This window comes from Pseudarthrobacter cellobiosi (assembly GCF_023913815.1).
GTDB classification, from domain to species: domain Bacteria; phylum Actinomycetota; class Actinomycetes; order Actinomycetales; family Micrococcaceae; genus Arthrobacter; species Arthrobacter cellobiosi.
This window is the reverse complement of sequence record NZ_JAMXBK010000015.1, coordinates 83,299-109,176: the sequence shown is the minus strand read 5'-3', so window position 1 is coordinate 109,176 and position 25,878 is coordinate 83,299. Positions and strand designations below refer to the sequence as shown.

22 protein-coding genes and 2 riboswitches are annotated in these 25,878 nt (G+C 66.9%); of the genes, 15 read left to right on the top strand and 7 right to left on the bottom strand.

What is annotated here, in order from left to right; all coding sequences use genetic code 11:
- Nucleotides 1-5 precede the first annotated feature (5 nt).
- The 3 genes from NG701_RS02025 to NG701_RS02015 are packed head-to-tail and all read right to left on the bottom strand — an operon-like array spanning nucleotide 6 to nucleotide 4,399.
- Nucleotides 6-1,652 carry a DNA repair helicase XPB gene (locus tag NG701_RS02025; protein ID WP_252564052.1) on the bottom strand — a complete coding sequence of 549 codons (1,647 nt, stop codon included), beginning with the start codon at nucleotides 1,650-1,652 and terminating at the stop codon, nucleotides 6-8.
- 13 nt (nucleotides 1,653-1,665) lie between these two features.
- Nucleotides 1,666-4,155 carry a helicase-associated domain-containing protein gene (locus NG701_RS02020; RefSeq protein ID WP_252564050.1) on the bottom strand — a complete coding sequence of 830 codons (2,490 nt, stop codon included), beginning with the start codon at nucleotides 4,153-4,155 and terminating at the stop codon, nucleotides 1,666-1,668.
- Between the two features lie 10 nt (nucleotides 4,156-4,165).
- Nucleotides 4,166-4,399: a hypothetical protein gene (locus NG701_RS02015; protein ID WP_252564047.1), complete on the bottom strand. Its 234-nt coding sequence runs from the start codon at nucleotides 4,397-4,399 to the stop codon at nucleotides 4,166-4,168.
- 245 nt (nucleotides 4,400-4,644) lie between these two features.
- Between NG701_RS02015 and NG701_RS02010 the strand changes: the two genes are divergently transcribed.
- Genes NG701_RS02010 through NG701_RS02000 form a run of 3 tightly spaced genes read left to right on the top strand, consistent with a single transcriptional unit; the run spans nucleotide 4,645 to nucleotide 6,963 of the window.
- Nucleotides 4,645-5,028, top strand: coding sequence for a cold-shock protein (locus NG701_RS02010; protein WP_056347308.1), 384 nt, complete (start codon nucleotides 4,645-4,647; stop codon nucleotides 5,026-5,028).
- Between the two features lie 9 nt (nucleotides 5,029-5,037).
- Nucleotides 5,038-5,583 (top strand): DUF3027 domain-containing protein, encoded by a 546-nt coding sequence (locus tag NG701_RS02005; RefSeq protein WP_252564045.1) that lies wholly within the window; start codon nucleotides 5,038-5,040, stop codon nucleotides 5,581-5,583.
- A 45-nt stretch (nucleotides 5,584-5,628) separates the two neighbouring features.
- Nucleotides 5,629-6,963 carry an MFS transporter gene (locus NG701_RS02000; protein ID WP_252564043.1) on the top strand — a complete coding sequence of 445 codons (1,335 nt, stop codon included), beginning with the start codon at nucleotides 5,629-5,631 and terminating at the stop codon, nucleotides 6,961-6,963.
- Between the two features lie 83 nt (nucleotides 6,964-7,046).
- On the opposite strand, the gene serC is transcribed toward NG701_RS02000, so the two are convergent.
- Entirely contained in the window at nucleotides 7,047-8,177 is a 1,131-nt protein-coding gene (serC, locus tag NG701_RS01995) for a phosphoserine transaminase (protein WP_252564040.1), read from the bottom strand.
- Between the two features lie 275 nt (nucleotides 8,178-8,452).
- On the opposite strand from serC, the gene NG701_RS01990 reads away from it, so the two are divergent.
- The 10 genes from NG701_RS01990 to NG701_RS01945 all read left to right on the top strand — a co-directional run bounded on the left by NG701_RS01990 (nucleotide 8,453) and on the right by NG701_RS01945 (nucleotide 19,818).
- Nucleotides 8,453-9,148 (top strand): iron-dependent transcriptional repressor DtxR, encoded by a 696-nt coding sequence (locus NG701_RS01990; RefSeq protein WP_252564037.1) that lies wholly within the window; start codon nucleotides 8,453-8,455, stop codon nucleotides 9,146-9,148.
- 153 nt (nucleotides 9,149-9,301) lie between these two features.
- A riboswitch (cyclic di-AMP (ydaO/yuaA leader) is annotated at nucleotides 9,302-9,520 on the top strand.
- Between the two features lie 3 nt (nucleotides 9,521-9,523).
- Nucleotides 9,524-10,348 carry a M23 family metallopeptidase gene (locus NG701_RS01985; RefSeq protein ID WP_252564034.1) on the top strand — a complete coding sequence of 275 codons (825 nt, stop codon included), beginning with the start codon at nucleotides 9,524-9,526 and terminating at the stop codon, nucleotides 10,346-10,348.
- Nucleotides 10,349-10,496: 148 nt separating this feature from the next.
- Nucleotides 10,497-10,659: riboswitch (cyclic di-AMP (ydaO/yuaA leader) on the top strand.
- Between the two features lie 70 nt (nucleotides 10,660-10,729).
- Nucleotides 10,730-11,404, top strand: a complete 675-nt coding sequence (locus NG701_RS01980; RefSeq protein ID WP_252564115.1) for a C40 family peptidase — start codon at nucleotides 10,730-10,732, stop codon at nucleotides 11,402-11,404.
- A gap of 172 nt (nucleotides 11,405-11,576) precedes the next feature.
- Nucleotides 11,577-12,323: a C40 family peptidase gene (locus NG701_RS01975; RefSeq protein ID WP_252564031.1), complete on the top strand. Its 747-nt coding sequence runs from the start codon at nucleotides 11,577-11,579 to the stop codon at nucleotides 12,321-12,323.
- Nucleotides 12,324-12,559: 236 nt separating this feature from the next.
- Complete coding sequence (locus tag NG701_RS01970; RefSeq protein WP_104062827.1) at nucleotides 12,560-13,060, top strand: HNH endonuclease; 501 nt, start codon at nucleotides 12,560-12,562, stop codon at nucleotides 13,058-13,060.
- Nucleotides 13,061-13,119: 59 nt separating this feature from the next.
- Complete coding sequence (mobA, locus tag NG701_RS01965) at nucleotides 13,120-13,890, top strand: molybdenum cofactor guanylyltransferase (protein ID WP_252564028.1); 771 nt, start codon at nucleotides 13,120-13,122, stop codon at nucleotides 13,888-13,890.
- Nucleotides 13,887-14,180, top strand: a complete 294-nt coding sequence (locus tag NG701_RS01960) for a DUF6457 domain-containing protein (RefSeq protein WP_056346664.1) — start codon at nucleotides 13,887-13,889, stop codon at nucleotides 14,178-14,180. Before mobA ends, NG701_RS01960 begins: the two co-directional genes overlap by 4 nt.
- Entirely contained in the window at nucleotides 14,146-15,582 is a 1,437-nt protein-coding gene (locus NG701_RS01955) for a molybdopterin molybdotransferase MoeA (protein WP_252564026.1), read from the top strand. Before NG701_RS01960 ends, NG701_RS01955 begins: the two co-directional genes overlap by 35 nt.
- 126 nt (nucleotides 15,583-15,708) lie before the next feature.
- On the top strand, nucleotides 15,709-16,644 hold the full coding sequence (fdhD, locus tag NG701_RS01950) for a formate dehydrogenase accessory sulfurtransferase FdhD (protein ID WP_252564023.1): 936 nt from the start codon (nucleotides 15,709-15,711) through the stop codon (nucleotides 16,642-16,644).
- Nucleotides 16,645-16,782: 138 nt separating this feature from the next.
- On the top strand, nucleotides 16,783-19,818 hold the full coding sequence (locus NG701_RS01945; RefSeq protein ID WP_252564019.1) for an alpha-mannosidase: 3,036 nt from the start codon (nucleotides 16,783-16,785) through the stop codon (nucleotides 19,816-19,818).
- 291 nt (nucleotides 19,819-20,109) lie between these two features.
- On the opposite strand, the gene NG701_RS01940 is transcribed toward NG701_RS01945, so the two are convergent.
- On the bottom strand, nucleotides 20,110-20,847 hold the full coding sequence (locus tag NG701_RS01940) for a hypothetical protein (RefSeq protein ID WP_252564017.1): 738 nt from the start codon (nucleotides 20,845-20,847) through the stop codon (nucleotides 20,110-20,112).
- Nucleotides 20,844-21,590 (bottom strand): hypothetical protein, encoded by a 747-nt coding sequence (locus NG701_RS01935; protein ID WP_252564014.1) that lies wholly within the window; start codon nucleotides 21,588-21,590, stop codon nucleotides 20,844-20,846. The genes NG701_RS01940 and NG701_RS01935 overlap by 4 nt, the downstream gene beginning before the upstream one ends.
- A gap of 252 nt (nucleotides 21,591-21,842) precedes the next feature.
- On the opposite strand from NG701_RS01935, the gene NG701_RS01930 reads away from it, so the two are divergent.
- Together NG701_RS01930 and NG701_RS01925 are read left to right on the top strand one after the other, a co-directional pair.
- Complete coding sequence (locus tag NG701_RS01930) at nucleotides 21,843-23,507, top strand: ABC-F family ATP-binding cassette domain-containing protein (protein ID WP_252564012.1); 1,665 nt, start codon at nucleotides 21,843-21,845, stop codon at nucleotides 23,505-23,507.
- Nucleotides 23,504-25,417: an ABC transporter ATP-binding protein gene (locus tag NG701_RS01925; RefSeq protein ID WP_252564010.1), complete on the top strand. Its 1,914-nt coding sequence runs from the start codon at nucleotides 23,504-23,506 to the stop codon at nucleotides 25,415-25,417. Before NG701_RS01930 ends, NG701_RS01925 begins: the two co-directional genes overlap by 4 nt.
- Nucleotides 25,418-25,441: 24 nt before the next feature.
- Here the strand turns inward: NG701_RS01925 and NG701_RS01920 are convergent, their stop codons facing one another.
- Nucleotides 25,442-25,870, bottom strand: a complete 429-nt coding sequence (locus NG701_RS01920) for an NUDIX hydrolase (protein WP_252564007.1) — start codon at nucleotides 25,868-25,870, stop codon at nucleotides 25,442-25,444.
- Between the last annotated feature and the right edge of the window lie 8 nt (nucleotides 25,871-25,878).

Here is a 25,878-nt window from a genome sequence, read left to right as displayed (position 1 = left end):
CGGTCCTAGCCGGGCTGATCTACATCCTTGGCGTCCATGATCCGGTAGGCGTACCCCTGCTCTGCCAGGAAGCGCTGCCGCTTCGCCGCGAAATCCTGGTCCAGGGTGTCCCGGGCCACCAGCGAGTAGAAGCGGGCCGCCCGGCCGTCCTTCTTGGGGCGGAGCAGCCGGCCCAGCCGCTGGGCTTCCTCCTGCCGTGACCCAAAGGATCCCGAGACCTGGATGGCCACCGAGGCCTCCGGCAGGTCGATGGAGAAGTTGGCCACCTTGGAAACCACCAGCGTGTTCACGTCGCCGGCCCGGAATGCGTCGAAGAGCTTCTGCCGTTCCTTGACGGACGTATCGCCCTTGATGACGGGAGCCTGCAGGCGCTCGCCGATCTCGTCCAGCTGGTCAATGTATTGCCCGATCACCAGCAGCTGCTCGCCCTGGTGCCGGGCCACCAGCTGTTCCACGATCAGGGTTTTGGACTCGGACGTGGCGCACAGCCGGTACTTGTCGGCGTCCTCGGCCATGGCATAGGCCACGCGTTCGTCCCGGGGCAGGTCAATGCGGACCTCCACACAGTCCGCGGGGGCGATGTAGCCCTGGGCTTCGATGTCCTTCCACGGCGCGTCGTACCGTTTGGGCCCGATGAGGCTGAAGACCTCGCCTTCGCGGCCGTCCTCGCGGACCAGGGTGGCGGTGAGGCCCAGCCGGCGGCGGGCCTGCAGGTCCGCGGTCATCCGGAAGATCGGCGCCGGCAGGAGATGCACTTCGTCATAGATGATCAGGCCCCAGTCGTGGCCGTCCACCAGCTCCAGGTGCGGGTACAGGCCGCCGCGTTTGGTGGTGAGGACCTGGTACGTGGCGATGGTGACCGGCCGGATCTCCTTGACCGCGCCCGAGTACTCGCCGATTTCGTCCTCCGTCAGGGACGTCCGCTTGAGCAGCTCGTCCTTCCACTGCCGGGCTGCCACTGTGTTGGTCACCAGGATGAGGGTTGTGGTGGAGCTCGTGGCCATGGCCGCGGCACCTACCAGCGTCTTCCCGGCCCCGCAGGGCAGCACCACCACGCCGCTGCCGCCGGCCCAGAAATTCTCGGTGGCGAGCTGCTGGTAAGGGCGGAGCTTCCAGCCGTTCTCGTTCAGGGCGATCAGGTGGGGTGTACCGTCCACGTAGCCGGCCAGATCCTCCGCCGGCCACCCGATTTTCAGGAGCAGCTGCTTGAGCTGGCCCCGCTGTGAGGAGTGGACCACAATGGTTTCGCCGTCGATCCGCGGCCCCAACAAGGGCTGGATTTTTTTGGCCCGGATGACCTCCTCCAGTACGGGGTAGTCGTCCGTGCGCATCACCAGGCCGTGCTGGGGGTCCTTCTCCAGCCGCAGCCGCCCGTACCGGGACATGGTCTCTTCGACGTCGATCAGCAGCGAATGCGGCACCGGGAACCGCGAGTATTTGAGCAGGGTGTCGAGGACTTTTTCCGCGTCCAGGCCGGCGGCGCGTGCGTTCCACAGGCCCAGCGGCGTCAGGCGGTAGCTGTGCATGTGCTCCGGGGCGCGTTCCAGTTCGGCGAAGGGTGCGATGGCATGGCGCGCCTCGGTGGCCAGTTCGTGGTCCACTTCGAGCAGGATGGTCTTGTCACTTTGGACGATCAGCGGGCCGTCGTTCACGCGGGGGAGTCCTTCACTGGCGCAGTTCTTCTGCGGCCTCAATATCGATAATGCGGTGGATGGAGAGCACCCGCTCGGTTTCCTTGGCAGGATCGAAGACCCTGACGCGTCCGCCGTTTACGGAAAGGGGAACAACTGTCTCCAGGCAGGAATTCCCCTGGCTGTCCACCACGTTCATGCTCACGCGCTGCTTGAGCCGGATAGCCCGCTGCAGGGTCTCCAGCCCAAGCTGGGTCGCAGCTTCGCCGGAGCCAGGCACGGCGCCTGCATGGTTTCCGGCGGCTTCGGCCCGCCTGTTCCGCAGGACGGCCAGCTGCGCGGCGACGTCGTCCTCGGCGGGTGCGGTCCGCGGCGCCGTGTAGACGGGGCGGGCGCTTCCCGGAACACTGTTAGTACGGCGGAGCCGGACCACTCCGGGCTCGGCCTGGTCCACCGACGGCGAGAGGCCCAGTCCGCGCAGGACCTGGGCTGTTTCCCGCGGCGGAGCGGTGGAGATCAGTACAGTCGGCGCAATCCGGGCCAGCCCCAGGCCAGCCGCTTTGGACTCCGCCGCCAGCTCCAGCACCGTTGCCTCATCATCGCTTTGGATAAAGCTGGCGGCCGTTCCCACCCGGAGCCGGCCGTGCCGGGACGCGGTGTCCTCCACCAGGTATTCCAAGGGCTGGGGCACGGCCGTGGCCGAATGCTCACGCAGGAACTCCAGCAGGCTCGACGCGTCATGCCCGGCGTCCAGCGCCCGCCGGACCGAACTGGCGGAGAACCGGTAGATAGTGGCGGGCCCCTGCCCCTCGGCGTCGGCCATCACCAGGAGCTTTTCGGCCAGCTCGGGAGCCAGGTAGCCCGGGGCAACTGCGGTCAGGTCCGCCTGGAGCAGGACGTGGTTCAGTGCCGCAGGCAGATGCTCGCCCAGGATGCCCAATGCTTCGTCCGGGTTGTCTTCGGCAATGGCGCTACCCAGCTGGCTCAACGCACCGGACCCAGTCAGTCCCAGCAGCTCCGCCTCCGCCAGCACACCCCTGATCAGGGAACTGAACCGGCGGGCCATCCGCGGCTGCGTCCATTCAGCCCGCTGGAGCACAGCCGCGGCATCCAGGACCGGTGCCGTGCCGTCCGCAGCGGCAGCCTCCTGGGTGAGCTCCTCCAGAATTTCCAGGATCCGCTTCCTGACCACCGGGGCGTCCGGCCGCTGCGCCTCGGCTGAAAGGGCATTGACGGTGTTCCCGGCCAGGGCGCGGTGCGCGGCGGGGACACCGCCGGGGCCGTTAACGGGCTGGCCCACCAGTGAAGGCACACGCTCGCTCGCGAGCCAGGCGTTGACCAGCCACAGCCACTGCTCCTGGCGGGGGAGGGCCAGCCACTCGAGCTGCGGGGGCTGCACCCACGAGGACGAGTCCACATCAAGGCGCAACAGGCCGGAGAGGGCGCTGAGCTCCAGCAGCAGGCCCGCCCGGTGCTGGTCGATGCGCAGCGTCTCGGCCAGACGCTTCATTTCCCGGACACCTACGCCGCCGCTGCGCAGCGTGGCCAGCGGCTGCTCGCGGACGGCATGGAGGAGATCACCCACCAGCCGGAGGGTTTCAGCGATGGCGCCCAGCGCCGCGTTCCGGCGAAGCGCAGCGGTGGTGCTGCCCAGCTCCGGAACCGGCGGGGACAGGGAGAAGTCATTGATGATGGCGCCGCCACGCAGCGACAGCCCCACGCTGTGTGGCAGTTCCACGTGCGCGGCGTCCAAGGGGACCAGCAGGCCCCGGGCGAGGAGCCAGTCCACGGGCCCGACGTCGGCGCCCTGGTTCGAGACCGACGCTTTCCGTTGCGCCTGGGGGACGGCACCCATGGCCCAGTTGCGGAATTTGGCGAGCAGCGCCGTCGTGCGTTCCGGGGCGTCGGCCAAAGCCTCGCTGAGTGCCTCAGGCGAGGATGTCCAATGCTGCAGCGCGAGGGCTGCCTCCATGGGGGTGGTGGCGTTCTGGATAGAGACGCCGCTGCGGTGCAGCTCGGCGACGAGCTGGACTACCCGCTGGGCAAACGCGGGCTGAAGCCTGACCAGCTCGGTGTAGCTGCGCCCCAGCCCCGCAGGATAGATTCCCACCACGTCCTTGAGGCTTCCCACCGGCAGGTAGTACCGCTGTCGCTGGCCCGAAACCGCCATTCCATGCGGCGGCTCTGCCCGGTGCACCAAAGCCAGTTCCTGGAGCGAGGCCAGGATGCGTTCCAGCGCCGCCACCGTGGACCCTGCAATGAGTTTCCGGACGCCTGCCGCCGAGGCGCTGTGTTCGGTGTCCGTGTTCGTGCACAGGTGCAGGGTTTCCAGGACTTGCATCTGCGGCCTGTTAAGCCGTTCGAGAGCGCGCTGGACGCTGACCCGCGCGCTTGCCCGGGCGGCCAGGGCGGAAAAGTCAGGAACCGCGGGGGACATAAGGTCCGGCCGCGCTGCAAAGAGCGCCCGCAACGAGTCATCGCTGCGTGCTTCCAGTTCTTTGCTGAGAGCGCGGATAAGGGACATCAGTCCAACGTTACCGCCCGCTGGACTTTCCTGCCCGGCGCCGGCCCGCCACGCTGTCCAGGACCAGGAAGAGCATCAGCAGGAACGCCACAGGCAACCCGTACAGGGCAGTGGCAGTGACCCAGGCCGGAGCAGCGGAGCCTGCGAAGGCCAGCGCCATGACGGCTCCCACCGCCACGAGGGAAAGCATGGCAACAACCGCTGCGCAGATCATCAGTGGGCGCCGGTATCGCGAGGGTGTCATGCAGGTAACGCTAACAGCCGGGCGGCCGGCGGCGGCGCCACGGGCGGGCCTGAGCGGCGGGCGCACAGCCGCGGCAGGCGGCAGGACGAAGGGTGCGTGAAAGCAGGATTCCGGGCCCCGGCAGGATAACCTTGAGGAACAGACCAACACGGTCCGTCGCTGTCATACCCTGAACCCGCACATCAGTGCGGATGCGGTGACTGCCGGCCGTGTCAGAAGACGTCAGAACGAAGAAGGTTGATTACGTGCCTACCGGCAAGGTCAAGTGGTATGACAAGGAAAAAGGTTTCGGATTCCTCGCAGGCGAGGACGGCCAGGAAGTCTTCCTGCCCAAATCATCGCTGCCCGAAGGCATCACGGAGCTGAAGGCCGGCACCCGGGTTGAGTTCGGCGTTGCCGACGGCCGCAAGGGTGCACAGGCCCTGGGCCTGCGCGTCCTGGACAAGACGCCGTCCATCGCCAAGGCCAAGCGGCCCAGCGCCCGGGACCTCGCGCCGCTGGTCCAGGACCTGGTCAGCGTGCTGGACAACCTCTCCGGAACCCTGTCCGCGGGCAAGTACCCGGAAGGCAACAAGGGCAAGGCCATCGCGGCTGCCCTGCGTAAGGTTGCCGACGAGCTGGACGTTTAGGTCTTGGCCATGAACGCGGAAGCTGAACAGCCGGACACCACAACAGCGGGGAAAGCGGGCGCCAAGGCCGAGGCCAAGCGCCGCGCCGGCGTGCCCGTGTGGCGTACCGGAAAGCCGGATGCCTTCCTCGCTGCTGCCGTTGGCGAGGCGCGAACCGCCATCGAAGGCATCGCGGCGGCGTCGGACATTGGTGCGCACCTGGCTGCCAAAAGTGAGGGCGACCGCCTGGTCACCCACCTCTTCGAATCAAGAATGGCCGGCTACCACGGCTGGCAGTGGTACGCGGTCCTGACCAGGAACTCCCGCTCCAAGGTGGTCACGGTCAGCGAGCTTGGCCTCCTGCCGTCGGAGGACTCCATCCTCTCCCCGGAGTGGGTGCCCTGGGCCGAGCGCGTCCGCCCCGAGGACGCACAGGCGGCAGAGGAAGAGGAGTCACCCGCTGCGGAGGCTTTCGCTTCGGGGCCGGACACTTCGCAGGCCGAGGCTGACACTCCCGGGTCCGAAGACCGGGACGAAGAATCCGAAGAGGACGACCCCGCCGGCGAGGCTGACTAGGCAGTTGCGAATACGCAGGGTTGAGAACCAAGAAGGCCGGCACTGATGTCCACCTTCAAATCCCTGCACATCCCCAACTACCGGATCTGGTTCCTCGGCGCGCTGGTTTCCAACATCGGAACCTGGATGCAGCGGACTGCCCAGGACTGGCTGGTCTTTGACCACCTCACTGATCACGACGCCGGAGCCATGGGCATCACCATGGCACTGCAGCTGGGGCCGCAGCTGTTCCTGGCGCCCGTCGCCGGCCTCGTGGCGGACCGCTTCAGCCGCCGGCAGCTGCTGGTCATCACGCAGTCGCTGATGGCACTACTGAGCACCGGCCTGGGCATCCTGGTGGTGCTCGGCGCCGGCCAGCTGTGGCACGTCTACGGCTTCGCCCTGCTGCTGGGCATGGTCTCCGCCCTCGATGCCCCGGTGCGGCAGACCTTCGTTTCTGAACTCGTGCGGGACGACTACCTGCCCAATGCCGTGGCCCTGAACAGCGCCTCCTTCAACGTCGCCCGGATGATCGGGCCTGCCGTGGCTGGCGTACTCACCGTGGCGGTAGGTCCCGGCTGGGTGTTCCTGATCAACACCTGCACCTTCCTGGCCATGCTCCTGAGCCTGTGGAAGATCCCCGCCGCGTCACTGCGCCAGCTTCCCCGGGCGGCTCCGGGCAAGGGCCGGATCCGGGAGGGGCTGCGCTATGTGCGGTTCCGGCCGGACATTGTGGTGGTCCTGGTGGCCGTGTTCATCGTGGGAACACTCGGCCTTAACTTCGTACTGTTCATCGCCGCGATGGTGGGCACGGAATTCGGGTTGGATGCCAGCGCCTTCGGGCTCATGAATTCCATCATGGCCATCGGTTCCGTGGCAGGCGCGCTGCTCTCCGCCGGCCGCGGCAAGCCCCGCTTGCGGATGATCTTCGGCGCTGCGGCTGCCTTTGGGGTGACGTCGGGACTGGCCGCGCTTGCCCCGGACTACTTCTGGTTCGGCGTCGCGCTGGTGCCGGTGGGCCTGTTCGCGATCACCATGATGACCAGCGCCAACGGCTACGTCCAGACCACCACCGATCCCGTCATGCGGGGCAGGGTCATGGCCCTGTACATGGCCATCTTTATGGGCGGCACCCCCATCGGCGCCCCACTCGTGGGATGGGTGGCCAACGTCGCCGGCCCCCGGTGGTCGCTTGCCGTGGCGGCCGCCTCCGGGATCATCGCCGCCGTGATCGGAATGATCTGGATCATCCGCGCCCAGCAGCTCCGGCTCACCTTCAACCGGCGGGCCCGCGGCCTGCGGTACTTCGGCGTCGTCTCCCATCTGGGCGTCCAACAACCGGGGGACAACGCAAACGGCGCCGCCCGGGACGAAAACCCGGACGACGCCGTCGGACACTGACAACTGGCGTCACCACAAAACAGTGCGAACGGACACTTGGGGTCCCGGTATCTGGGCCCCAAGTGTCCGTTCGCGCGGGTGCGCTACTTGCGCAGCTCGCCCACCACGTAGTCGATGCTTGCCAGCAGCGCGGAGACGTCGGCCGGCTCGATGGCCACAAATGTGGCGATCCGGAGCTGGTTGCGGCCCAGCTTGCGGTACGGCTCGGTGTCCACGATGCCGTTGGCGCGCAGGACCTTGGCGATCGCGGCGGCGTCGATCGAGTCGTCGAAGTCGATGGTGGCGATGACGTTGGAACGGTCCTCCGCTTTGGCCACAAACGGGGTCGCGTACTCGGAGGCCTCGGCCCAGGAGTAGATCCGGCCGGCGGAGTCAGCCGTGCGGGCGGACGCGAAGTCCAGGCCGCCGTTGGCGTTCAGCCACTGCACCTGCGCGTCGAGGGTCACCAGCGTGGAGAGCGACGGCGTGTTGTAGGTCTGGTTCAGCCTGGAGTTGTCGATGGCGGTCTGGAGGTCCAGGAAGTCCGGGATCCAGCGGCCGCTGGCCTTGATTTGGGCGGCGCGTTCCAGCGCGGCGGGGGAGAAGAGGCCCAGCCACAGGCCGCCGTCGGACGCGAAGTTCTTCTGCGGGGCGAAGTAATAGACGTCGGCCTCGGAGACGTCCACGTCCAGGCCGCCGGCTGCGGAGGTGGCGTCCACCAGGACCAGGGAACCGGCGTCGGCGCCCGCCACGCGCTTGACCGGAGCCGCGACACCGGTGGAGGTTTCGTTCTGCGGCCAGGCGTAGACATCCACGCCTGCCTCGGCGGCCGATACCGGGCGGGCGCCGGGCTCGGACTTGATGATGGAGGAGGCGTCCAGGAACGGGGCCTTGTTGGTGGCTGAGGCGAACTTGGAGCCGAACTCGCCGAAGGACAGGTGCTGGGCCTTCTTTTCCACCAGGCCGAAGCTGGCGACGTCCCAGAAAGCGGTGGAGCCGCCGACGCCGAGGACCACTTCGTAGCCTTCGGGGGCGCGGAAGAACTGGCTGAGGCCTTCACGGACGGAGCCCACGAGGTTCTTGACCGGAGCCTGGCGGTGGGAGGTGCCCAGGATGGTCTTGGACGCCGCTGAGAGCGCTTCGAGCTGCTCCGGCCTGACCTTGGAGGGTCCTGCGCCGAACCGTCCATCTTTTGGCAGGAGGTCGGCAGGAATAGTGATGCTGGTTTCGCTCACGGGGGCTCCAATTTCGGCATGGACGTGCCTCACGTCCGGGCGGTGGGTTGGCCGGTAGTCGGCGGTGACTGCATAAGGACCTCCTATATTCTGCCTGAACCCCTTGATTGGGCGGGAACCGGCGCCGTCATAGTCCGGCCAATGAGACCGTTCGTCCCCGCCCGGGGATTATCCAGACAAATTCAAAATAGGCTAAGCTTTTTACCGGACCTCGCCGCTGCTGGACGCGATACGGTGGGACAACGCAAGGTACTGCGCTCGAGGAGCTGAGCTGGATGACGGATCTGATCGATACTACGGAGATGTATCTTCGGACCATTTTGGAGCTTGAAGAAGAGAACATCGTTGCTCTTCGTGCACGCATCGCCGAACGGCTGCGGCATTCCGGACCCACGGTGTCCCAAACCATCGGCCGGATGGAACGCGACGGACTGGTCGTGGTCTCCGGAGACCGTCACCTGGAGCTCACGGAAGCCGGGCGGAAACGCGCTACGGAAGTGATGCGCAAGCACAGGCTCGCGGAACGGCTCCTGGCGGATGTGATTGGCCTGGACTGGGCCTATGTCCACGATGAAGCATGCCGCTGGGAGCACGTGATGAGCGAACGCGTAGAGCAGCGCATCTACGAATTGCTCAACCACCCGACCGAGTCTCCGTACGGCAACCCCATCCCAGGGCTGGCCGCCCTGGGCGGGCCGGCACCCGCGCTCCCTGACGCCGATGTGATTAATCTCCTTGATGCGATGCAAGGCTACGGGCCGGCGTCGAACGTGACAGTCAGCCGGCTGGCTGAGCCCATCCAGGTGGAACCTGAGCTGTTGGTCCAGCTGGATGAAGGCGGGATCAGGCCCGGTGCCTCGGTGTCCCTAGAGCGCGTGGGGGAGTACATTTCCGTGCGGGTTCCGGGAATCGAAGGGGCGCTCGAGCTGCCCCCGGAAGTGGCATCCCACGTCTTCGTTTCCGTCCGTTGACGGGAAGGCGGTCCGCCTGTGGGGCCGCCCCATAGCGCAGTGACCCCCGGTTCCGCAAAGATAACGGAATTGTTACTGTCCAGGTTAATCACTTATAGTTGGAACTCAGCGTCGATACAAAAGCGTTACCTGATCCGGAGCCGAGCTCTGCCAGCGGATCAGGTGCATCAGTCACCAACTGGCAGAGGCGGGGGAACCACAACCGGCAGTCGTAAGACTGCCTTGGGGTGAAGTCCGTCAGCAGCAAGCCTCTTCCAGCGAAGGATCCTCACGGGATATCTCTGCGCCAAGTGCTTGTCACGGCGGACCGGGTCTTTGAACTCTCTGACCCGAATCCGACAGCTAACTTCGCAGGCTATCCAGAGAGGAACATTCTTGACCACGCAATACTCCAGGGGCCGCCGCCGTGCGGTGGGTCCCGCCTCGGCGCCCAGAGTGGCCGAGGATTTCACCGCGGAGAGGCCCCGCGACCCACAGCGGGAAGCGCGCCGCCGCCGGGGTCCCTTCCGGCAGATGACGGATTTCGCCGCTGCCAGTGGCCTCGGCCAGAAGGCCGGCATCGCCTTGGCAGCAACAGGCCTGGCTCTCACCGTGACGGTTCCCGTAACCGGCCCCGTGATGGCCACTCCGGCACCCGGCCAGGCCGCGTCGGCCGTTTCCGCTGCTCCGCAGCCCGAAGTTACCGCCGAAGCCGCCGCCCAAATTGATTTCAGCCGCTCGTCCGTGGTGACCCAGGGTGATCCCGACGGCAAGCTGAAGCAGCTGCTGAGCGCACAGTCCGCGGGATCCATTACCCGCGCGGCCTCTGCCGGAAGCCTCGGCTCGCCGCTGGCCCAGCTGGCTACAGTCTCTCCGTTCGGATTCCGGGTCAGCCCCATTACCGGCGGCGCCGGAGACTTCCACCGTGGCCAGGACTTCGTGGCACAGTGCGGAACCTCCGTCCTGGCTGCTGCCAGCGGCACCGTGACGTTCGTCGGCTGGCACCAGTACGGCGGCGGCAACCGCGTGGTGGTGGATCACGGCAACGGCCTTGAAACCACGTACAACCACCTCTCCTCCGCCAGCGTCAAGGTAGGCCAGACGGTCAGCCGCGGCGACGTGGTTGCCCTCAGTGGCACCACGGGCGCGTCCACGGGCTGCCACCTCCACTTCGAGGTCCAGGTCAACGGCGAAGTCGTTGACCCCACCGGCTGGCTCTGACCCAAGTGATGGCGAACTCTCGAATCGCGGCGACGTGCCGTGACCTGAATGTGACATTGGCTCGGAACTCCTGTAACGTCTAAAGCGCGTCAACTTTTCCGAAGTTGACGTTCTTGAGTGGATTGCCTAGCTCTGCCACCGCTCAAGGTCCGTTCGCATGACATCGTCTGGCAGGGGCGGGGGAACCAATTTTGGTCTTCGATTCTGAAGGCCTTGGGGTTAAGTCGCAAAGCTTCCACTGTGAAGCAGCGCGGCCGGGTGACTCCCATCCGAATCCGACAGCTCACCTCGCAGGCATTGGGAGAGGCTACCTTCGTGTCTTCACGCCATACTTCTGCGCGTCACCGCGCACAACCGGTTCGCACCAACCCCTTGGGCTCCGTGTCCAAGGCCGTCAGTGCCAATGCCGGGACCGTAGGTCGCCAGGCTGCTGTTATCGCAGCTGCATCAGGTCTGATCCTGAGCATGGGGCTTCCGGCCAACGCCGCGGACACCACCGCCGGCGTTTCCGCCTCTACCGAGTCCGGTTCCGCGCAGACGGCACTTGCCGTAACTGCCGCGCCCACGGCTACCGTTTCCTTCGAACGCCCCGTCATCAAGACGACGCCGGCGCCGAAGGTTGAGACGGTCCGTGCGCAGTCCACGGCCTCCGAAACCGGGACTCAGGGTGGTGCCGCAACCGAGGCTGCGGCCTCCAAGCTCGCTGACACTGTCTCCTCCGCCGCCGCTTCGGGTCTGGCAGCACTTGCCTACACCGGTATCGGCAACCCCTACCTCTGGGGCGGCACCACTCCCAATGGCTGGGACTGCTCAGGCTTCACGCAGTGGGTCTACGCCCAGGCAGGCATCAGCATTCCCCGCACCAATGCCTGGACAGCCATGCGGCCCACGGCCACACCGGCCTCCGGTGACCTGGTCATGCAGAATGGCGGCGCCCACGTTGGCATTTACGTCGGCAACGGCATGATGATCAGCGCACTGAATCCGTCACAGGGCACGCTGCTCCACTCGGTGGCATCCACGGGCTCCTCCGCGTTCTTCACGATGGCCCCGTAGTTCCTGCAGTCCAGTAGTTCCTGCAGCCCTGTGCTGCCGGAACCGTTTCTTCACGAGAAACTCTTCGCTAAATCCCCGTTCGGGGCGTGCCGGCGTACCCCCAAGATGCCGGCGCGTCCAAAGCCCTTGGGCTGCCCACGCGGTCCTGAGGAAAACGAAAGAGAGAAAATTAATGACTACACGTGCAACTGTTGCACGGCACCGCGCCGAGGTCGCCAAGACCAACTCGCTGGCTGTCATTGCCAAGGCTGTCGGCGACAACGCCGGCGGCATGGGCCGTCAGGCTGCGGTTATCGCTGCTGCTTCCGGCCTTGTCCTGACCAGTGGTATCGCTGCGAACGCGGCTGACACCGGCATCCAGCGTGAAGCTGCATCCGCTTCGAACCTTGAAGCTGAGGTTTCCGCCCCGGCCATCATTTCGGCTGCTTCCACCATTGCCATCTCCTACGAGAAGCCCGCAGTGACCACCACGCCGGCTCCGGTTGAGGCTCCCGCACCTGTTGTTGAAGCTCCGGCTCCGGCCAAGGCCGCGGCCACCATCAAGGTAGCGTCGGCAACACCGGCCGCTCCGAAGGCGCCGGTCTCCGCAAGCGGCAAGGGTGCTGCCATCCTCTCCGCTGCCTACGCACAACTCGGTGTCAGCCAGGACTGCACCATGCTGGTCACCAACTCGCTGGCTGCCGTGGGGATCAACTTCCGCGACTGGCCCGCAGGCTACCTGTCCCTCGGTCAAACCGTGAGCGCCGCCGAGGCCCAGCCCGGCGATCTGTTGTACTACGCCGACGGCGGCGCGGGCGTTGCCCACATTGCCGTCTACGCTGGCAACGGCCAGGCCGTGCACGGGGGCTACAACGGCAACCAGACCGTTGTGTTCAGCGCCAATGTCGGCTCCGGCCCCGTTTACATCCGCGTGTCCTAGCACCAAAGTCAGCCTTCAAGGGACCCCTGCCTCACGGCTGGGGTCCTTTGCTGTTTCAGGGCTGCTGGCCTGATCCGGTGAGGTGCACGAATTCGACACGTGACGGCGGCCGCTTCTGCGATTAGCTGATCCCGGGATTCTTTGTTTACTCTTGTGGTGTCGATCCATAGCCCGGATATGCCGGGGGCAGCCGGCCCTCGTGCCCCTGACGGGTGCGGCCACAAAGAGGTACGTGCATGCGCACTCTCGTTCTGAATGCTGGATATGAACCGCTGGCGGTAGTCACCTTCCGCCGGGCGCTGGTGCTTGTGCTCACGGGCAAGGCCAGTGTTATTGCCGAGGGCGATGACCCTGTAGTGGGACCGCAGGAGATCCTGGGCCGCCCGTCCGTGATTCTTCTGAACCGCTACATCCGCCCCAGATACAACCAGGGCACCGCGGTCAGCCGCCGCGGAGTCCTGCGGCGGGACGGTCACCGGTGCGCGTATTGCGGCAAAGGTGCCCACACCATCGACCATGTGCAGCCCAAATCACGTGGCGGCGCCGACTCCTGGGAGAACCTGGTGGCCGCGTGCCTCCGGTGCAACAACACCAAGGGCGACCATACGCCGGCTGAAATGGGTTGGAAGCTCAGGTTTGTTCCGGAACCGCCGCATGGCACCATCTGGCAGATCAAAGAACTTGAGAAGCCCACTCCGGCCTGGGATCCGTTCCTGCTGCCTGAACGGGCCGCCTGAACGGGCCGCCTTGTTCCAGCCCCGCGGGGTATTCCAGCCCGCACGGTTAAGCTGGGAGGGTGGACGCTGACCCCCTCGACTTCGATGCCGTCATCCTCGCCGGCGGCCGTTCGTCGCGGCTCGGTGGTGTGCCCAAGCAGAGTCTGACGTACGACGGCGACTCCCTGTTGCGCCGCTCCGCCGCCGCTGCCGGGGGAGCCCGGGCCGCCGTTGTGGTTGGTCCGGACGCTGGCGAAGTGCCGGCCGGGGAAATCCCTGCCGGATTTCTCCGCTGCCGCGAAGAACCGCCGTTTAGCGGACCCGCGGCCGCTATTGCGGCCGGGCTCGCGGCCCTGGCTGCTGCGGGCGGCAGCCGCCCCGGGCTGACGCTGGTGCTGGCCTGCGACATGCCCAACGTGGAGCAGGCGGTGGTGGCGCTGAAGGCTGCGCTGCGTGCCCGGGCACGGGGCGCCGGAGGACCCGCCGCCGGAGGACCTGCCGCCGGAGAACCCGCCGCCGGGGGACACTCCGCAGGGCAGCCGGCAGGCTTGGGACCGGACGGCGTGGTGGCGGTCTCGGAGGATGGCCGCCGCCAGCCTTTGGTCGGTTTTTATAGCACAGTCGCGCTACAACGTTCCGTGGCGGAACTGGAAAGAACGGGACGCTTAATCAACGGGTCGGTGAGGGCACTCCTTGCTAGTCTGGACGTGCAGCTTGTCGCCGTTCCGGCCGGCTCCACGGCAGACGTGGACACCTGGGACGATGCCGCCGCACTTGGAGTGGCCGGTCCGGATCCCATAACCGGGCTCCGGGGCAACACTGCCGCAGACGATTTGGGAGGCAGAGCGTGAAAAGCCAGGAAGAGACGCTGGAAGAGTGGTGCAGGTCCTTGCTCCAGGCGTATGAACTGGAGGACGTCCAGATCGACGTCAACACCATCCTGTCGCTGGCCGGCGTTGCAGCCCACTCAGTGGTCCGCCCGGCCGCCCCGCTCACCACCTTTATTGCCGGTTTCGCCGCCGGCCTGGCTGCGGGAGCAGGGCAGGCCACGAACGCCGCCGCCATGACCGCTGCCATGGACCGTGCCCGCACCCTGGCTGCTGACTATGACGCCGAATCCGCCGGGACCCCCGTCGAATGACTCCCGTTCAGTGACCACCGCCCCCGGCGACGAATCCGATATCCCCGAGCAGCAGACAGCCCCGGCAAAGCACCTTGCCCACACCTGGGATGAGGCGCGCAAAGCCGCTTTTGATATCGCCACGCCGATTCCGCCGGGCCGGGTTCCCCTGGGCCAGGCCCTGGGCAGGGTCCTGGCCGGCGACATCACCGCGCTGCACGACATGCCCCACTACGCCTCGTCTGCGATGGATGGATGGGCCGTCAACGGCGGTGGCCCGTGGATCGTGGCGGAGGCCGGCCAGCGGCTGGCACCCCACCAGGCCAGCCCCATTGTCACCGGCGGACTGATCCCGCCCGGCGCCAAAGCGGTGCTACGCAGCGAAAGTGCCATGCTTGGAACGGACGACGACGGCCTGCCGCTGCTGATGACCGGCGGCACCGCCCGCCCCGGCGAACCCGGGAACGGCCAGCATATCCGCAGGGCCGGCGAGGAAGCAGCGGCGGGAGAGGTGCTGGTCAAGGCCGGTGTCACACTGAACCCGGCCCATCTGGCGGTCGCGGCGCTTGCTGGGCACGATGACCTGCTCGTCCAGGGCAAGCCCGTGGTCAAACTCCTGCTGACCGGCTCCGAAGTTGTGGCGCACGGGTTGCCGGTCCCCGGACAGGTCCGGGACACCTTCGGCCCGCAGCTCGCGGCCGTCGTGGAAATGCTTGGCGGTATCAACGGCGGCCAGGAACGGATCGGCGACTCCTATGCCGAGTGGCTGGACGGCCTGGCGGACCTCCCGCTCGAGGTGCCGGACCCCTCCGCGCTGCCGGCCGACGTCGTCATCACCACCGGCGGTACGGGCCGCTCGGACACCGACCACCTCCGCCGGGCCGTGGCGGAACTGGGCGGGCGGCTGGTCATCGACGGCATCGCCATGCGCCCCGGCCATCCGGCTGTCCTGGCAGAGCTCCCCGACGGGCGCTTTGTCCTGGGGCTCCCCGGGAACCCGCTGGCCGCCATGATGGCCCTGTCCACGGTGGGCGAACCGCTGCTGGCGGCGCTGGGCCACGGCACCCTGCCGCCGGTGCAGGAGGTCCCGTGCGGCACCACCATCGAGCCGGAGCCGGGCCGGACCAGGCTGATGCCCTTCCGCCTGCTGTACGGGATGGCCTCACCGGCCAAGCACACGGGGCCGGGGATGATGCGCGGGCTGGCGTCGGCACATGGGGTGATGGTTGTTCCGCCGCATGGCGTGCAGCTTGGCGAACCCGTGCCGGCGTTCGCCTTGCCGTGGGGGCCGCCCGTGCCCGCACCCGAGCAGCCGGGTACCAAGCCCAAGGGCCGGCCCGCCGCCAAGGCAGCCACCCGGGCGGTAGGTAAGGACACGGCGAAGCCCGCCGGCCCGGTGGACTGGAGTGCCCTGCTTGGGTAGGCGCCGGGCTGCTGGACCCAGTACGCCACAGGCTCGCCCGTGGTGCGATGATGGACCTATGAACAGTCCCAGCCGGCAGGTCCGGAACGTCCGCGGGGCCCTTCGAGACAGTCTGGCGGTTCGCTGATGGGGCGGGTGACGCAGCGCCGCAAGGTGCACAAGTACGTTCTGGATGGCTCGCCGAATGCCCTTGAATTCCCGGTCCGCCACCGCGAGGACGTCCTTGCGGTCGAAGAGCCGCTGGAAATACGGATCGGGGCGCTGTCGTTTTCGGTGACCATGCGGACGCCCGGGGACGACTTCGACCTGGTGGCCGGCTTCCTGGTGTCCGAGGGGATCGTCTGGGCTCCCGAGCAGCTGGTGTCGTTGCGGTTCTGCGCCGGCGAGGACGAAAACGGCGTCCAGACGTTCAACGTGGTGGAAGCCCAGCTGCGGCCCGACGTCGAACTCCCGGCGAAGGGACGAAACGTCTTCACCTCGAGTTCCTGCGGTATCTGCGGCACGGACTCGATCAAGGCAGTGCGCAAGTCCTCCCATTTCAGCCCGGCGGCGGATCCGTTGACCGTACCGGCCGACGTTTTGGCTTCCCTGCCCGGCCGGCTCCGAGAAGCCCAGGACGTTTTTGACGTCACCGGCGGAGTGCACGCCGCTGGCCTCTTCCGCATAACGGACGACGGCGGCGTACAGCTCTTGTGCCTCCGCGAGGATGTGGGACGCCACAACGCCGTGGACAAAGTGGTTGGCTGGGCCCTGCGGGAGCGGTTGCTTCCGCTGGCCGGGCTGGTCCTGCAGGTCTCGGGCCGCGCGTCGTTTGAACTCGTCCAGAAAGCCGCGTTGGCCGGCATTCCCGTGCTGGCGGCGGTGAGTGCGCCGTCGAGCCTGGCCGTGGAGCTGGCCGAGGCCAGCGGCATGACCCTGGCAGGATTCAGCCGGGGCACCAGCCTGAATATTTACGCCGGACAGGGCAGGATTACGCTGCCCGCCGCGCAGGTTCCCTCGCCGGTTCCCGCGACGGTTCCGGGCGAGGACCCGGCGGAGGAAAAAGCGAACGTACCGGGATAAAAACGGCGCCAGTACCTTCGGCGAAGATTTCCGGTGACGCTTGGCTATTGAGCTACTAGCCGGTAGATTTTATCCATCGATTGGACGCGTTTGGTCCGGATTCGAGTACTCCAGTTCAAGCACCTAAGAGGGTTTACATTGCATGACGACCGCCGGATCACCGAAGTCCGCCTGGACCGGTTTGTCCGCGAGCGGATCATTCCCGCCGTATACGCCCGCACCGTTCCGCTAAACCTGAGCAGCTGGGATGCGCCCGGCGAACCTGTGTCAGTGATGGAAGCCCTGCGGAATCACTTCGCGCCGCAGGAACAAGGTGCCGCCTGGGGCCAGCCGTGGGGCACCAAGTGGCTGCGCCTGCAGGGCGACGTCCCGGAGGCCTGGGGCACCGGCCCGGACACCGCGGTGGAAATCGTGGTGGACCTTGGCTTCATCAACGAAGCCCCCGGATTCCAGTGCGAGGGAATCGCCTGGCGCCCGGACGGCACCATCATCAAGGCCATTTCGCCCCGCAACCAGTACATTCCCCTGAAGCTCCTGGGCAGCGGTATGTCCGTTGACTTCTATGTTGAAGCGGCCGCCAACCCGGACATGGCGCAGGGCTGGACCTTCGCCGCCACACCCTACGGGGACAAGGCAACGGCAGGCACGGCGCCGCAGTACAGGCTGGGCAGGATCGCCATCGCCGAACTCAACCAGACGGTCTGGGAACTCCAGCAGGACATCTGGACCCTCGCCGGGCTCATGCACGAACTCCCCCCGGAGCAGCCGCGGCGCCATGAAATCCTCCGTGCGCTGGAGCGCATGATGGACCAGATGGATCCCGACGACGTCCCCGGCACCGCCGCAGCCGGGCGGGCAACCCTGGCCGAGGTCCTGGCCAGGCCCGCCTACGCTTCCGCCCACCAATTGGTGGCTACGGGCCACGCGCACATCGATTCGGCCTGGCTCTGGCCGGTGCGCGAAACCATCCGCAAATGTGCCCGGACGTTCTCCAACGTGGTGGCCCTGATGGATGAGGATCCGGGCTTTGTGTTCTCCTGCTCCTCAGCCCAGCAGCTGTCCTGGATGAAGGAGTTCTACCCCGAGCTTTTCGGCCGGATCCGGGAGAAGGCCAAGGCCGGGCAGTTCGTTCCGGTGGGCGGCATGTGGGTGGAGTCGGACACCAACATGCCCGGCGGCGAGGCAATGGCCCGGCAGTTCATTGAGGGCAAGAACTTCTTCCTCGACGAGTTCGGCGTCGAATGCCGCGAAGCCTGGCTCCCGGATTCCTTCGGCTACTCCGCGGCCCTGCCGCAGATCGTCAAGGCGGCGGGCAGCCGCTGGTTCCTCACGCAGAAGATCTCGTGGAACCAGGTCAACCGCATGCCGCACCATACCTTCAACTGGGAGGGCATCGACGGCACCCGGCTGTTCACGCACTTTCCGCCCGTTGACACCTACAACGCCGAGCTCAGCGGACGCGAACTGGCGCACGCCGAACGGAACTTCCGTGACCACGGCCGCGGCAACACCTCGCTCGTCCCGTTCGGCTACGGCGACGGCGGCGGCGGGCCCACGCGGGAAATGCTGGCTGCCGCCAGCCGCACCGCAGACCTTGAAGGTTCGCCCAGAGTCCGTGTGGGTTCTGCCGAGAGTTTCTTCACCCAGGCGGAGGAGGAATATTCCTCCCTGCCCGTCTGGGTGGGGGAGATGTACTTGGAACTCCACCGCGGCACGTACACCAGCCAGGCCCAGACCAAACGCGGCAACCGGCGCAGCGAACACCTGCTCCGCGAGGCCGAACTCTGGTGCGCCACCGCTGCCGTCCGCAGCGCCGGTTCCTTCGAGTACCCGGCGGCCGAGCTGAAGCGGCTCTGGCGGCTGGTGCTCCTGCAGCAGTTCCACGACATCCTGCCCGGCAGCGCCATCGCCTGGGTCCACCAGGACGCGGAACGTAACTACGCCGCCATCAGCGCCAGCCTCGAAACCCTCATTGGGCGGGCGGCGGCCGTGCTCCTCGGCGAGGGATCGCGGACCTTCCTGCTCAACGCCGCACCCCACGCGCGCAACGGCGTTCCGGCCCTGGCTGCCGCAGAACTTTCGCCGGCCGGCCAGCCCGTTCAGGCAATCGCCGTGAATGGCGGATATGTGCTGGACAACGGCATCATCCGGGCCGTCCTGGATGCCGATGGCCTGATTGCCTCCCTCACCGACTACGCCACGGGACGCGAAGCCATCGCTCCCGGCGCCCGCGGCAACCTGCTGGAACTGCACCGGGACACGCCCAACGAGTGGGACGCCTGGGACATCGACGAGTTCTACCGCCGCAACGTCATGGCCATCACGGTGGCGCAGGCCATCCGGGTGGAGCACACCGGAACAAGTGCCGTTGTGGTGGTGGACCGGGTTGCCGGCTCGTCACCGCTCACCCAGCGGATCACGCTGGATGCCGGCAGCGGCTCCCTCACCATCACCACCACCGTTGAATGGCAAGAGAGCGAGAAGCTGCTCAAGCTGGGCTTCCCGCTGGACGTCAGGGCGGACCGCTCCGCCTCGGAGACCCAGTTCGGCCATGTCTTCCGTCCCACCCACGTCAACACCTCGTGGGAGGCTGCGAAGTTCGAGATCTGCGCGCACCGCTGGATCCACGTGGCCGAGCCCGGCTATGGCGTCGCGATTTCCAACGCGGCCACCTACGGACACGATGTCACCAGGAGCGTGCGGGACTCCGACGGCGGGACCACCACCTCGGTGCGTCTCTCCCTGTTGCGCGCACCGAAGTTCCCGGACCCGACGGCGGACCGGGGCCGCCAGGAACTGACCGTGACCATCCGCCCCGGAGCCGGAATCGCCGAAGCTGTGGAGGAGGGGTACCGCACTAACCTTGAACCCCGGCTGGTGAAGGGCGCCCGCGGCGTGGAGTCGCTGTTCTCCGTGGACAACCCGGCCCTGGTCATCGAGGCGGTCAAGCTTGCCGAAGACGGCTCGGGCGATGTTGTGGTCCGTCTTTATGAGTCCCTGGGGCAGCGGTCCGCCGGCGTGCTCACGGCCAGCTTCCCGGTCACGGCCGTCCAGGCCACGGACCTGCTGGAGCGCGCCACCGACGCGCCGGGCGTCAACACTGCCGCAGCAGAGCAGTCGGTGGAGCTTTCGCTGCGCCCGTTCCAGCTGGTCACCCTGAGGTTCGCTCGGTAGCTTCCATAGTTCCACCCGGATCCGCTTACCACTCATCGACTGCTCCGTAGAGGCCGTTTTGAGGGCTCAAAAGGGCCGTTACGGAGCAATCGATGATGGTTGGCGTGACCTGGCCGTTAAATGGCTGAGTGGGGGCGGTCCCCAACGGCCCGCCACCACTCATCCCCCCAAAGAATGCAAAGACCCAACGGGCCCGGCGTCCAGGAATCTATCCCCGTTCGCGAACGCCGGCACCCAACTTCACACATTCATGATTGTGCCATGTCTAATGATTTTGTGAAAGTTTAAAGGCTACTTTGCAGTAGAAGTCTTTTGTCTCGGCTCATTCTGCCCGGACCGCAGCTTGGCTACCCAGATCAGCGCCAGCCCGATGACAAAACATAGGACGGCTGTGTAGTTGATGACAAATTCCACTGAACCCAACGCCGATGGGAGCACAGGGAACAACAGGCTCGCGCCAATGGCAACCGCTCCGAGGGCCAGCAGGAATGCCGCGACCCGGACCAAGAGCGGAAAAGTACTCCGGCAGGCCCGCGCCATGGCAGGCAGCAGGACCAGCGAAACGTACGCAGGGTAGGCGCGGCCTGCGGCACCGTAGTACTCAACCAGCAGTCCGTGCCGGGCGTCCTTGACTGACACCGAGCCCATGCCCGCGGAGGACCCCGCCGTGTCCATCATGAGGAACACAACCACCACCATCAGCGAGGTCAGGCCCAGCACAGCCAGTCCGATCCGTCCGGTCAGCAGCCGGTAGGCGTCGTCGGCCCCAAAGCCCCGGGTGACGCGGATGCCCACGAAGAAAATAGCGGCGAAGATGACAAAGCGGAGCAGGAGGTTGGCCACATTAACACCGCCGAGCGCCTGGTCGATGGCAAGGTACGGTGCCTGGATGCTGAGCAGAATGGCGAGCGTCATCAGCGCAAAGATGTAGAAGAGTATCCGATTCCTCCCCCTCACGGCACTGGGAACCCGCGCGACGGCCACCAGGCCGCAGACAGTCAGCGTGGACCACTGCAGGATTTCGATCATCCCAGGTTCTCCCAGATCTTTTCGGTTTTCTCGTGGTCATGTTCCTGCCGGCGGAGGGCCCTGCCGAGAGTCTGCAGCCGGTCACCGGCCAAGGTGGTCAGCTGTCCGTCGGACAGGCTGTCCAGGGCGGCCTGCCGGGCTCCGGGAGGCCAGCCGGCCTCAGCTTCCGTGACAAGCCCGGTGGCCACCAGGCCGCTGGCAGGGCCGACGCCGGCGGCAAGGGAGGTGGCAACCGCCAGCTCCGGAGCCAGCCGGTTTGCGGTCAGTTGTGCCGAATAGTTCTGAGGAGCGATTCCGGTGGCGGCGGAGACCCGGTGCCTCAGTTCGCCGTCGTCGATTGCCTCCACCCAGTTCTTGACCGAGGTGGCGTGCGGGGCCGGCTCCAACGCAGTCGAACCGGCCGGCGCGGCAGCCGCCGGCACGCCGCCCGGGTCCGCAGCGGAACGGGCCAAAACTGCCCGCAGGAGGTCCGGGGTGGAGATCTGGCTGACCAATTCGGACCTGGTGGGCGGGTGCGGGTCCGCGAGCTGGCTGTAGGCATCGAAGGCCGCCAGCGCCGAGACGGGGTTGACGTTGTACGCCCGGCTGATGCTCACCACTGTTGCCTCTGCCACCTTGCCCCGGACAAGCTGCTGGGCAAGGGTGGTCCGCTTGATGCCGGAGACGCGGCAGATGTCGGACGTGCTCGTGTTGGGGGCGATGCCGTGCAGCCAGCGCTGGAACGCTTTGGCAGGAATTGGCATATCGGCTCTCTGCTGAACGGATGATTGCCTTTTGATATTAGCCTGACCTCTCGGAGGCGGTTTGATGCGGCGTGCTGAGTCGACTATGCTTGATGGTCGAGCCCGTTGGTCCGTACACCCCCCAAGTCCGGACCGGCGGGCTCTTTAGTGCCCCGGCACTTCTCGGGGCGGCACATTGCGGATTCACCGCAGTTTCGGGCCGATTCAGGCGGGCTCCTCCGGCCGGGCGGCGGCGAGAGGATGGACCAACCTATGACTGCAACACTTGTTGCCAAAGATCTTTCCGGCGGCCACGACCACCGGACACTGTTCGACAAACTTTCCCTCACGGTGGCTCCCGGTGACGTGGTGGGTGTGGTGGGCTCCAACGGCGCCGGCAAGTCCACCCTGCTGCGCCTGCTTGCCGGCGTCGACCAGCCCCAGGGCGGCAGCGTCAGCCTCGCCCCCGCCGATGCCTTTGTGGGCTGGCTGCCCCAGGAACACGAGCGCGTCGAAGGCGAGACCGTGGCCGGCTACATCGGCCGCCGGACCGGCTGCGCCCAGGCGACCGTGGAGATGGAGTCCACCGCGGAGGCATTGGGATCCGGCGTACCGGGAGCTGATGACGCCTACTCGCTGGCCTTTGACCGCTGGATGGCTTCAGGTGCGGCAGACCTCGACGAACGCATCCCGCCCGTCCTTGCCGACCTCGGCCTGGACACCGGAGCGGACGCTCCCATGACCGGGCTCTCCGGCGGCCAGGCCGCCCGCGTGGCCCTCGCTGCGCTCCTGCTCAGCCGGTTCGATGTTGTGCTGCTGGACGAGCCAACCAACGACCTTGACCTGGCCGGGCTGGCCAAACTGGAAGCTTTCGTCCAGGGACTGCGCGGCGGTGTGGTGCTGGTGTCCCACGACCGCGAGTTCCTGGCCCGCTGCGTTACCACCATCGTGGAACTGGATCTGGCGCAGAATTCCGTGGCGGTATACGACGGCGGCTATGAGGCCTTCCTGGAGGAGCGCGCCGTGGCGCGGCGCCACGCGAGGGAAAAGTTCGAGGAGTTCGCGTCCACCAAGGCAGACCTGGTCTCCCGTGCCCGGACCCAGCGCGAGTGGAGCTCCCAGGGCGTGCGGAATGCCATGAAGAAGAGCCCCGACAATGACAAGATCCGCCGGGCCGCCAGCACCGAGTCATCGGAAAAGCAGGCCCAGAAGGTCCGGCAGATGGAATCCCGGATTGCCCGGCTGGACGTGGTGGAGGAGCCGCGGAAGGAATGGCAGCTGCAGTTCACCATTGGCCAGGCGCCCCGGTCCAGTGCGGTGGTGGCCACCTTGCGTGACGCCGTCGTGAAACAGGGAAGCTTCACGCTGGGCCCGGTGAACCTGCAGCTCAACGCGGGGGAGCGGATCGGCATCACCGGCCCCAACGGAGCCGGCAAGTCGACGCTGCTGCGCCTGCTCCTGGGCGTGCAGGCGCCCGACGCCGGCAACGCTGCCATGGGCGCCTCGGTGGCCATCGGCGAAATTGACCAGGCCCGCGGACTGCTGGCCGGCCATCTCACCCTTGCCGACGCCGTCGAAGCCGTGCTCACGGACCTGACAGCGGCGGAGGTCCGCACGCTGCTGGCCAAGTTCGGGCTGAAGGCGGACCACACCACCCGCCCCGTGGATTCCCTGTCACCGGGCGAACGCACCCGCGCCGCACTGGCGCTGCTGCAGGCCCGCGGGGTGAACCTGCTGGTCCTGGACGAACCCACCAACCACCTGGACCTGCCCGCCATCGAGCAGCTGGAAGAGGCGCTGGGAAGTTATGAGGGCGCTTTGCTGTTAGTAACCCATGACCGGAGGCTGCTCGAGAACGTGCGGCTGGATGTCCGGTGGAATGTGGACAACGGAACGGTAACTGAACTGATGGCAGACACAACGGAGCAACAGCGATGAGCATGGATGGCGTCGCCTGGCACTCCCTGTACAACATCTCCCGGGCCAAGAATGGCTCCCAGCCCTTCTCCAAGGCCACCCTGAAACGGGTCCTGGGCTTCGCCCGCCCGCACCGGACAAAACTGATCGCGTTTGTGGCGCTGTCCATTGTGATGGCGTTCCTTGCCGTGGCCACGCCTGTTTTGGCCGGCCAGGTGGTTGATGCCATCGTGGCCAAGGCGGGTACAGACGACGTGATCCGGCTGGCGCTGCTGATCGCCGTGGTGGCCGTTGCCGAAGCCGGACTGGGGCTCGTGAGCCGCTGGCTGTCCTCCACCATCGGCGAAGGCGTGATCGTGGACCTGCGCACCAGAGTCTTTGACCATGTGCAGAAGATGCCCATCGCATTCTTCACCCGTACCCGCACCGGCGCACTGGTCAGCCGCCTGAACAACGACGTCATCGGAGCGCAGTCCGCCTTCGCCGGCACGCTGTCCGGCGTGGTCAGCAACGTGGTGGCACTGATCCTGACGCTGATCGTAATGCTCGGGACTTCCTGGCAGGTCACCGTGCTCGCCATGATCCTGCTGCCGATCTTCCTGATCCCTGCCCGCCGGATGGGCTCCAAGCTTGCGGACCTGCGGCGTGAGGCGGCAAACCACAACGCGGCCATGGGCACCCAGATGACCGAGCGCTTCTCCGCTCCGGGCGCCACGCTGGTGAAGCTTTTCGGCCGCCCGGACGAGGAATCCCGCGAGTTCGCTGTCCGGGCCGGCCGGGTCCGTGACATCGGCGTCCGCACGGCCATGCTGCAGTTCACCTTCGTCACCGCGCTGACGCTGGTATCCGCACTCGCCCTGGCCCTGGTCTACGGCCTGGGTGGCTGGCTGGCCATCGGCGGTCAGCTCGCCGCGGGCGACGTCGTGGTGCTGGCCCTGCTGCTGACCCGCCTGTACGCCCCGCTCACCGCCCTGTCCAACGCCCGCGTGGAAATCATGAGCGCGCTGGTCAGCTTCGAGCGGGTTTTCGAGATCCTGGACCTCAAGCCCCTGATCCAGCAGAAGCCCGACGCCGTGGCCATCCCGCCGGGAAACGTTTCGGTGGAGTTTGACGACGTTCGCTTCGCCTACCCCTCGGCGGACAAGGTCTCGCTGGCCTCGCTCGAGGAAGTGTCCACGCTGGACACCCGCGGCGGCGAAGAGGTGCTGCATGGCATCAGTTTCCGGGTGGAACCCGGGCAGACCGTCGCCCTGGTGGGTTCCTCCGGTGCCGGAAAGTCCACTATCGCGCAGCTGCTTTCCCGGCTGTACGACGTCGATTCCGGCGCCGTGCGGCTCGGCGGCACCCTGCCGGGCTCGGGGCTGGACGTCCGGGACGCCACGTTCGATTCCCTGCGGGACACGCTGGGTATGGTCACCCAGGACGGGCACCTGTTCCACGAGTCGATCGCTTCCAACCTCCGGCTCGCCCGGCCGGACGCCACCGAGGAGGACATGTGGGACGCCATCCGGCAGGCCCGCCTGGAAACCATGATCCGCTCCCTGCCTGACGGCCTGGACACCGTGGTCGGGGAGCGCGGCTACCGGCTCTCCGGCGGTGAACGCCAGCGCCTCACCATCGCACGGCTGCTGATCTCCCAGCCCCGGGTGGTCATCCTGGACGAGGCCACCGCCGCGCTGGATTCCACGAACGAAGCCGCCGTGCAGGCGGCTCTGGGCGCCGCGCTCGAGGGGCGCACCGCCGTCGTGATTGCCCACCGGCTGTCCACCATCCGGGCCGCCGACGTCATCCTGGTAGTGGAGGACGGGCAGATCGTGGAGCGCGGGAACCACACTGATCTGCTCGCGGCCGAGGGCCGGTACGCCGAGCTCTACCAGACGCAGTTCGCCGAGGCCACGGCCGTGGCAGCGGAAGCCGTTCCGGAGTACTAGAGCTAAGCCTTCCCCAACTGCTACCTACTTGGGGCCGGGGCGCAGGGTGGCCAGTTCGGGCAGGATGTGGTCTGTCAGGAGCGGGGCGAGGTCTGCGGGCAGCGGCGCGCCCCGGTCCAGCGCCGCCAGGTCCAGCCAGCGGATCTCGGCGATCTCAGCCGAGGGGTGCGCCGTCCAGGTTCCGGGTGCCGTAAACACCGTGGCCTCGATGTCCGTGGCGGCCTCGTTGGCGGCGTCCGCGATCCAGACGCCCATCAGCTCCAGCTCGCGCGGATCCACCACGATTCCCACTTCCTCCTGAAGTTCCCGCGCGGCGGCGTGGACGGCGGTTTCGCCGGCTTCGGGCTTGCCTCCCGGGTGCATAAACATGCTGGTGCCGCGCTTGCGGACGGTCAGGAGCCGGCCGGCGTCATCGAAGACACAGACGGCGGAGACAACAATGCGGGATTTCACGGTTCCGA

Excerpts from the sequence above, each read along its gene's own strand:
- NG701_RS01990 (WP_252564037.1), top strand. The coding sequence starts at position 8,453 with ATGACGGATCTGATCGATACTACGGAGATGTATCTTCGGACCATTTTG.
- NG701_RS02005 (WP_252564045.1), top strand. The coding sequence starts at position 5,038 with ATGAACGCGGAAGCTGAACAGCCGGACACCACAACAGCGGGGAAAGCG.
- NG701_RS02000 (WP_252564043.1), top strand. The coding sequence starts at position 5,629 with ATGTCCACCTTCAAATCCCTGCACATCCCCAACTACCGGATCTGGTTC.
- NG701_RS01930 (WP_252564012.1), top strand. The coding sequence starts at position 21,843 with ATGACTGCAACACTTGTTGCCAAAGATCTTTCCGGCGGCCACGACCAC.
- NG701_RS01975 (WP_252564031.1), top strand. The coding sequence starts at position 11,577 with ATGACTACACGTGCAACTGTTGCACGGCACCGCGCCGAGGTCGCCAAG.
- NG701_RS01935 (WP_252564014.1), bottom strand. The coding sequence starts at position 21,590 with ATGCCAATTCCTGCCAAAGCGTTCCAGCGCTGGCTGCACGGCATCGCC.
- NG701_RS01955 (WP_252564026.1), top strand. The coding sequence starts at position 14,146 with ATGACGCCGAATCCGCCGGGACCCCCGTCGAATGACTCCCGTTCAGTG.
- NG701_RS02020 (WP_252564050.1), bottom strand. The coding sequence starts at position 4,155 with ATGTCCCTTATCCGCGCTCTCAGCAAAGAACTGGAAGCACGCAGCGAT.
- NG701_RS01940 (WP_252564017.1), bottom strand. The coding sequence starts at position 20,847 with ATGATCGAAATCCTGCAGTGGTCCACGCTGACTGTCTGCGGCCTGGTG.
- fdhD (WP_252564023.1), top strand. The coding sequence starts at position 15,709 with ATGGGGCGGGTGACGCAGCGCCGCAAGGTGCACAAGTACGTTCTGGAT.
- NG701_RS02015 (WP_252564047.1), bottom strand. The coding sequence starts at position 4,399 with ATGACACCCTCGCGATACCGGCGCCCACTGATGATCTGCGCAGCGGTT.
- NG701_RS01925 (WP_252564010.1), top strand. The coding sequence starts at position 23,504 with ATGAGCATGGATGGCGTCGCCTGGCACTCCCTGTACAACATCTCCCGG.
- NG701_RS01970 (WP_104062827.1), top strand. The coding sequence starts at position 12,560 with ATGCGCACTCTCGTTCTGAATGCTGGATATGAACCGCTGGCGGTAGTC.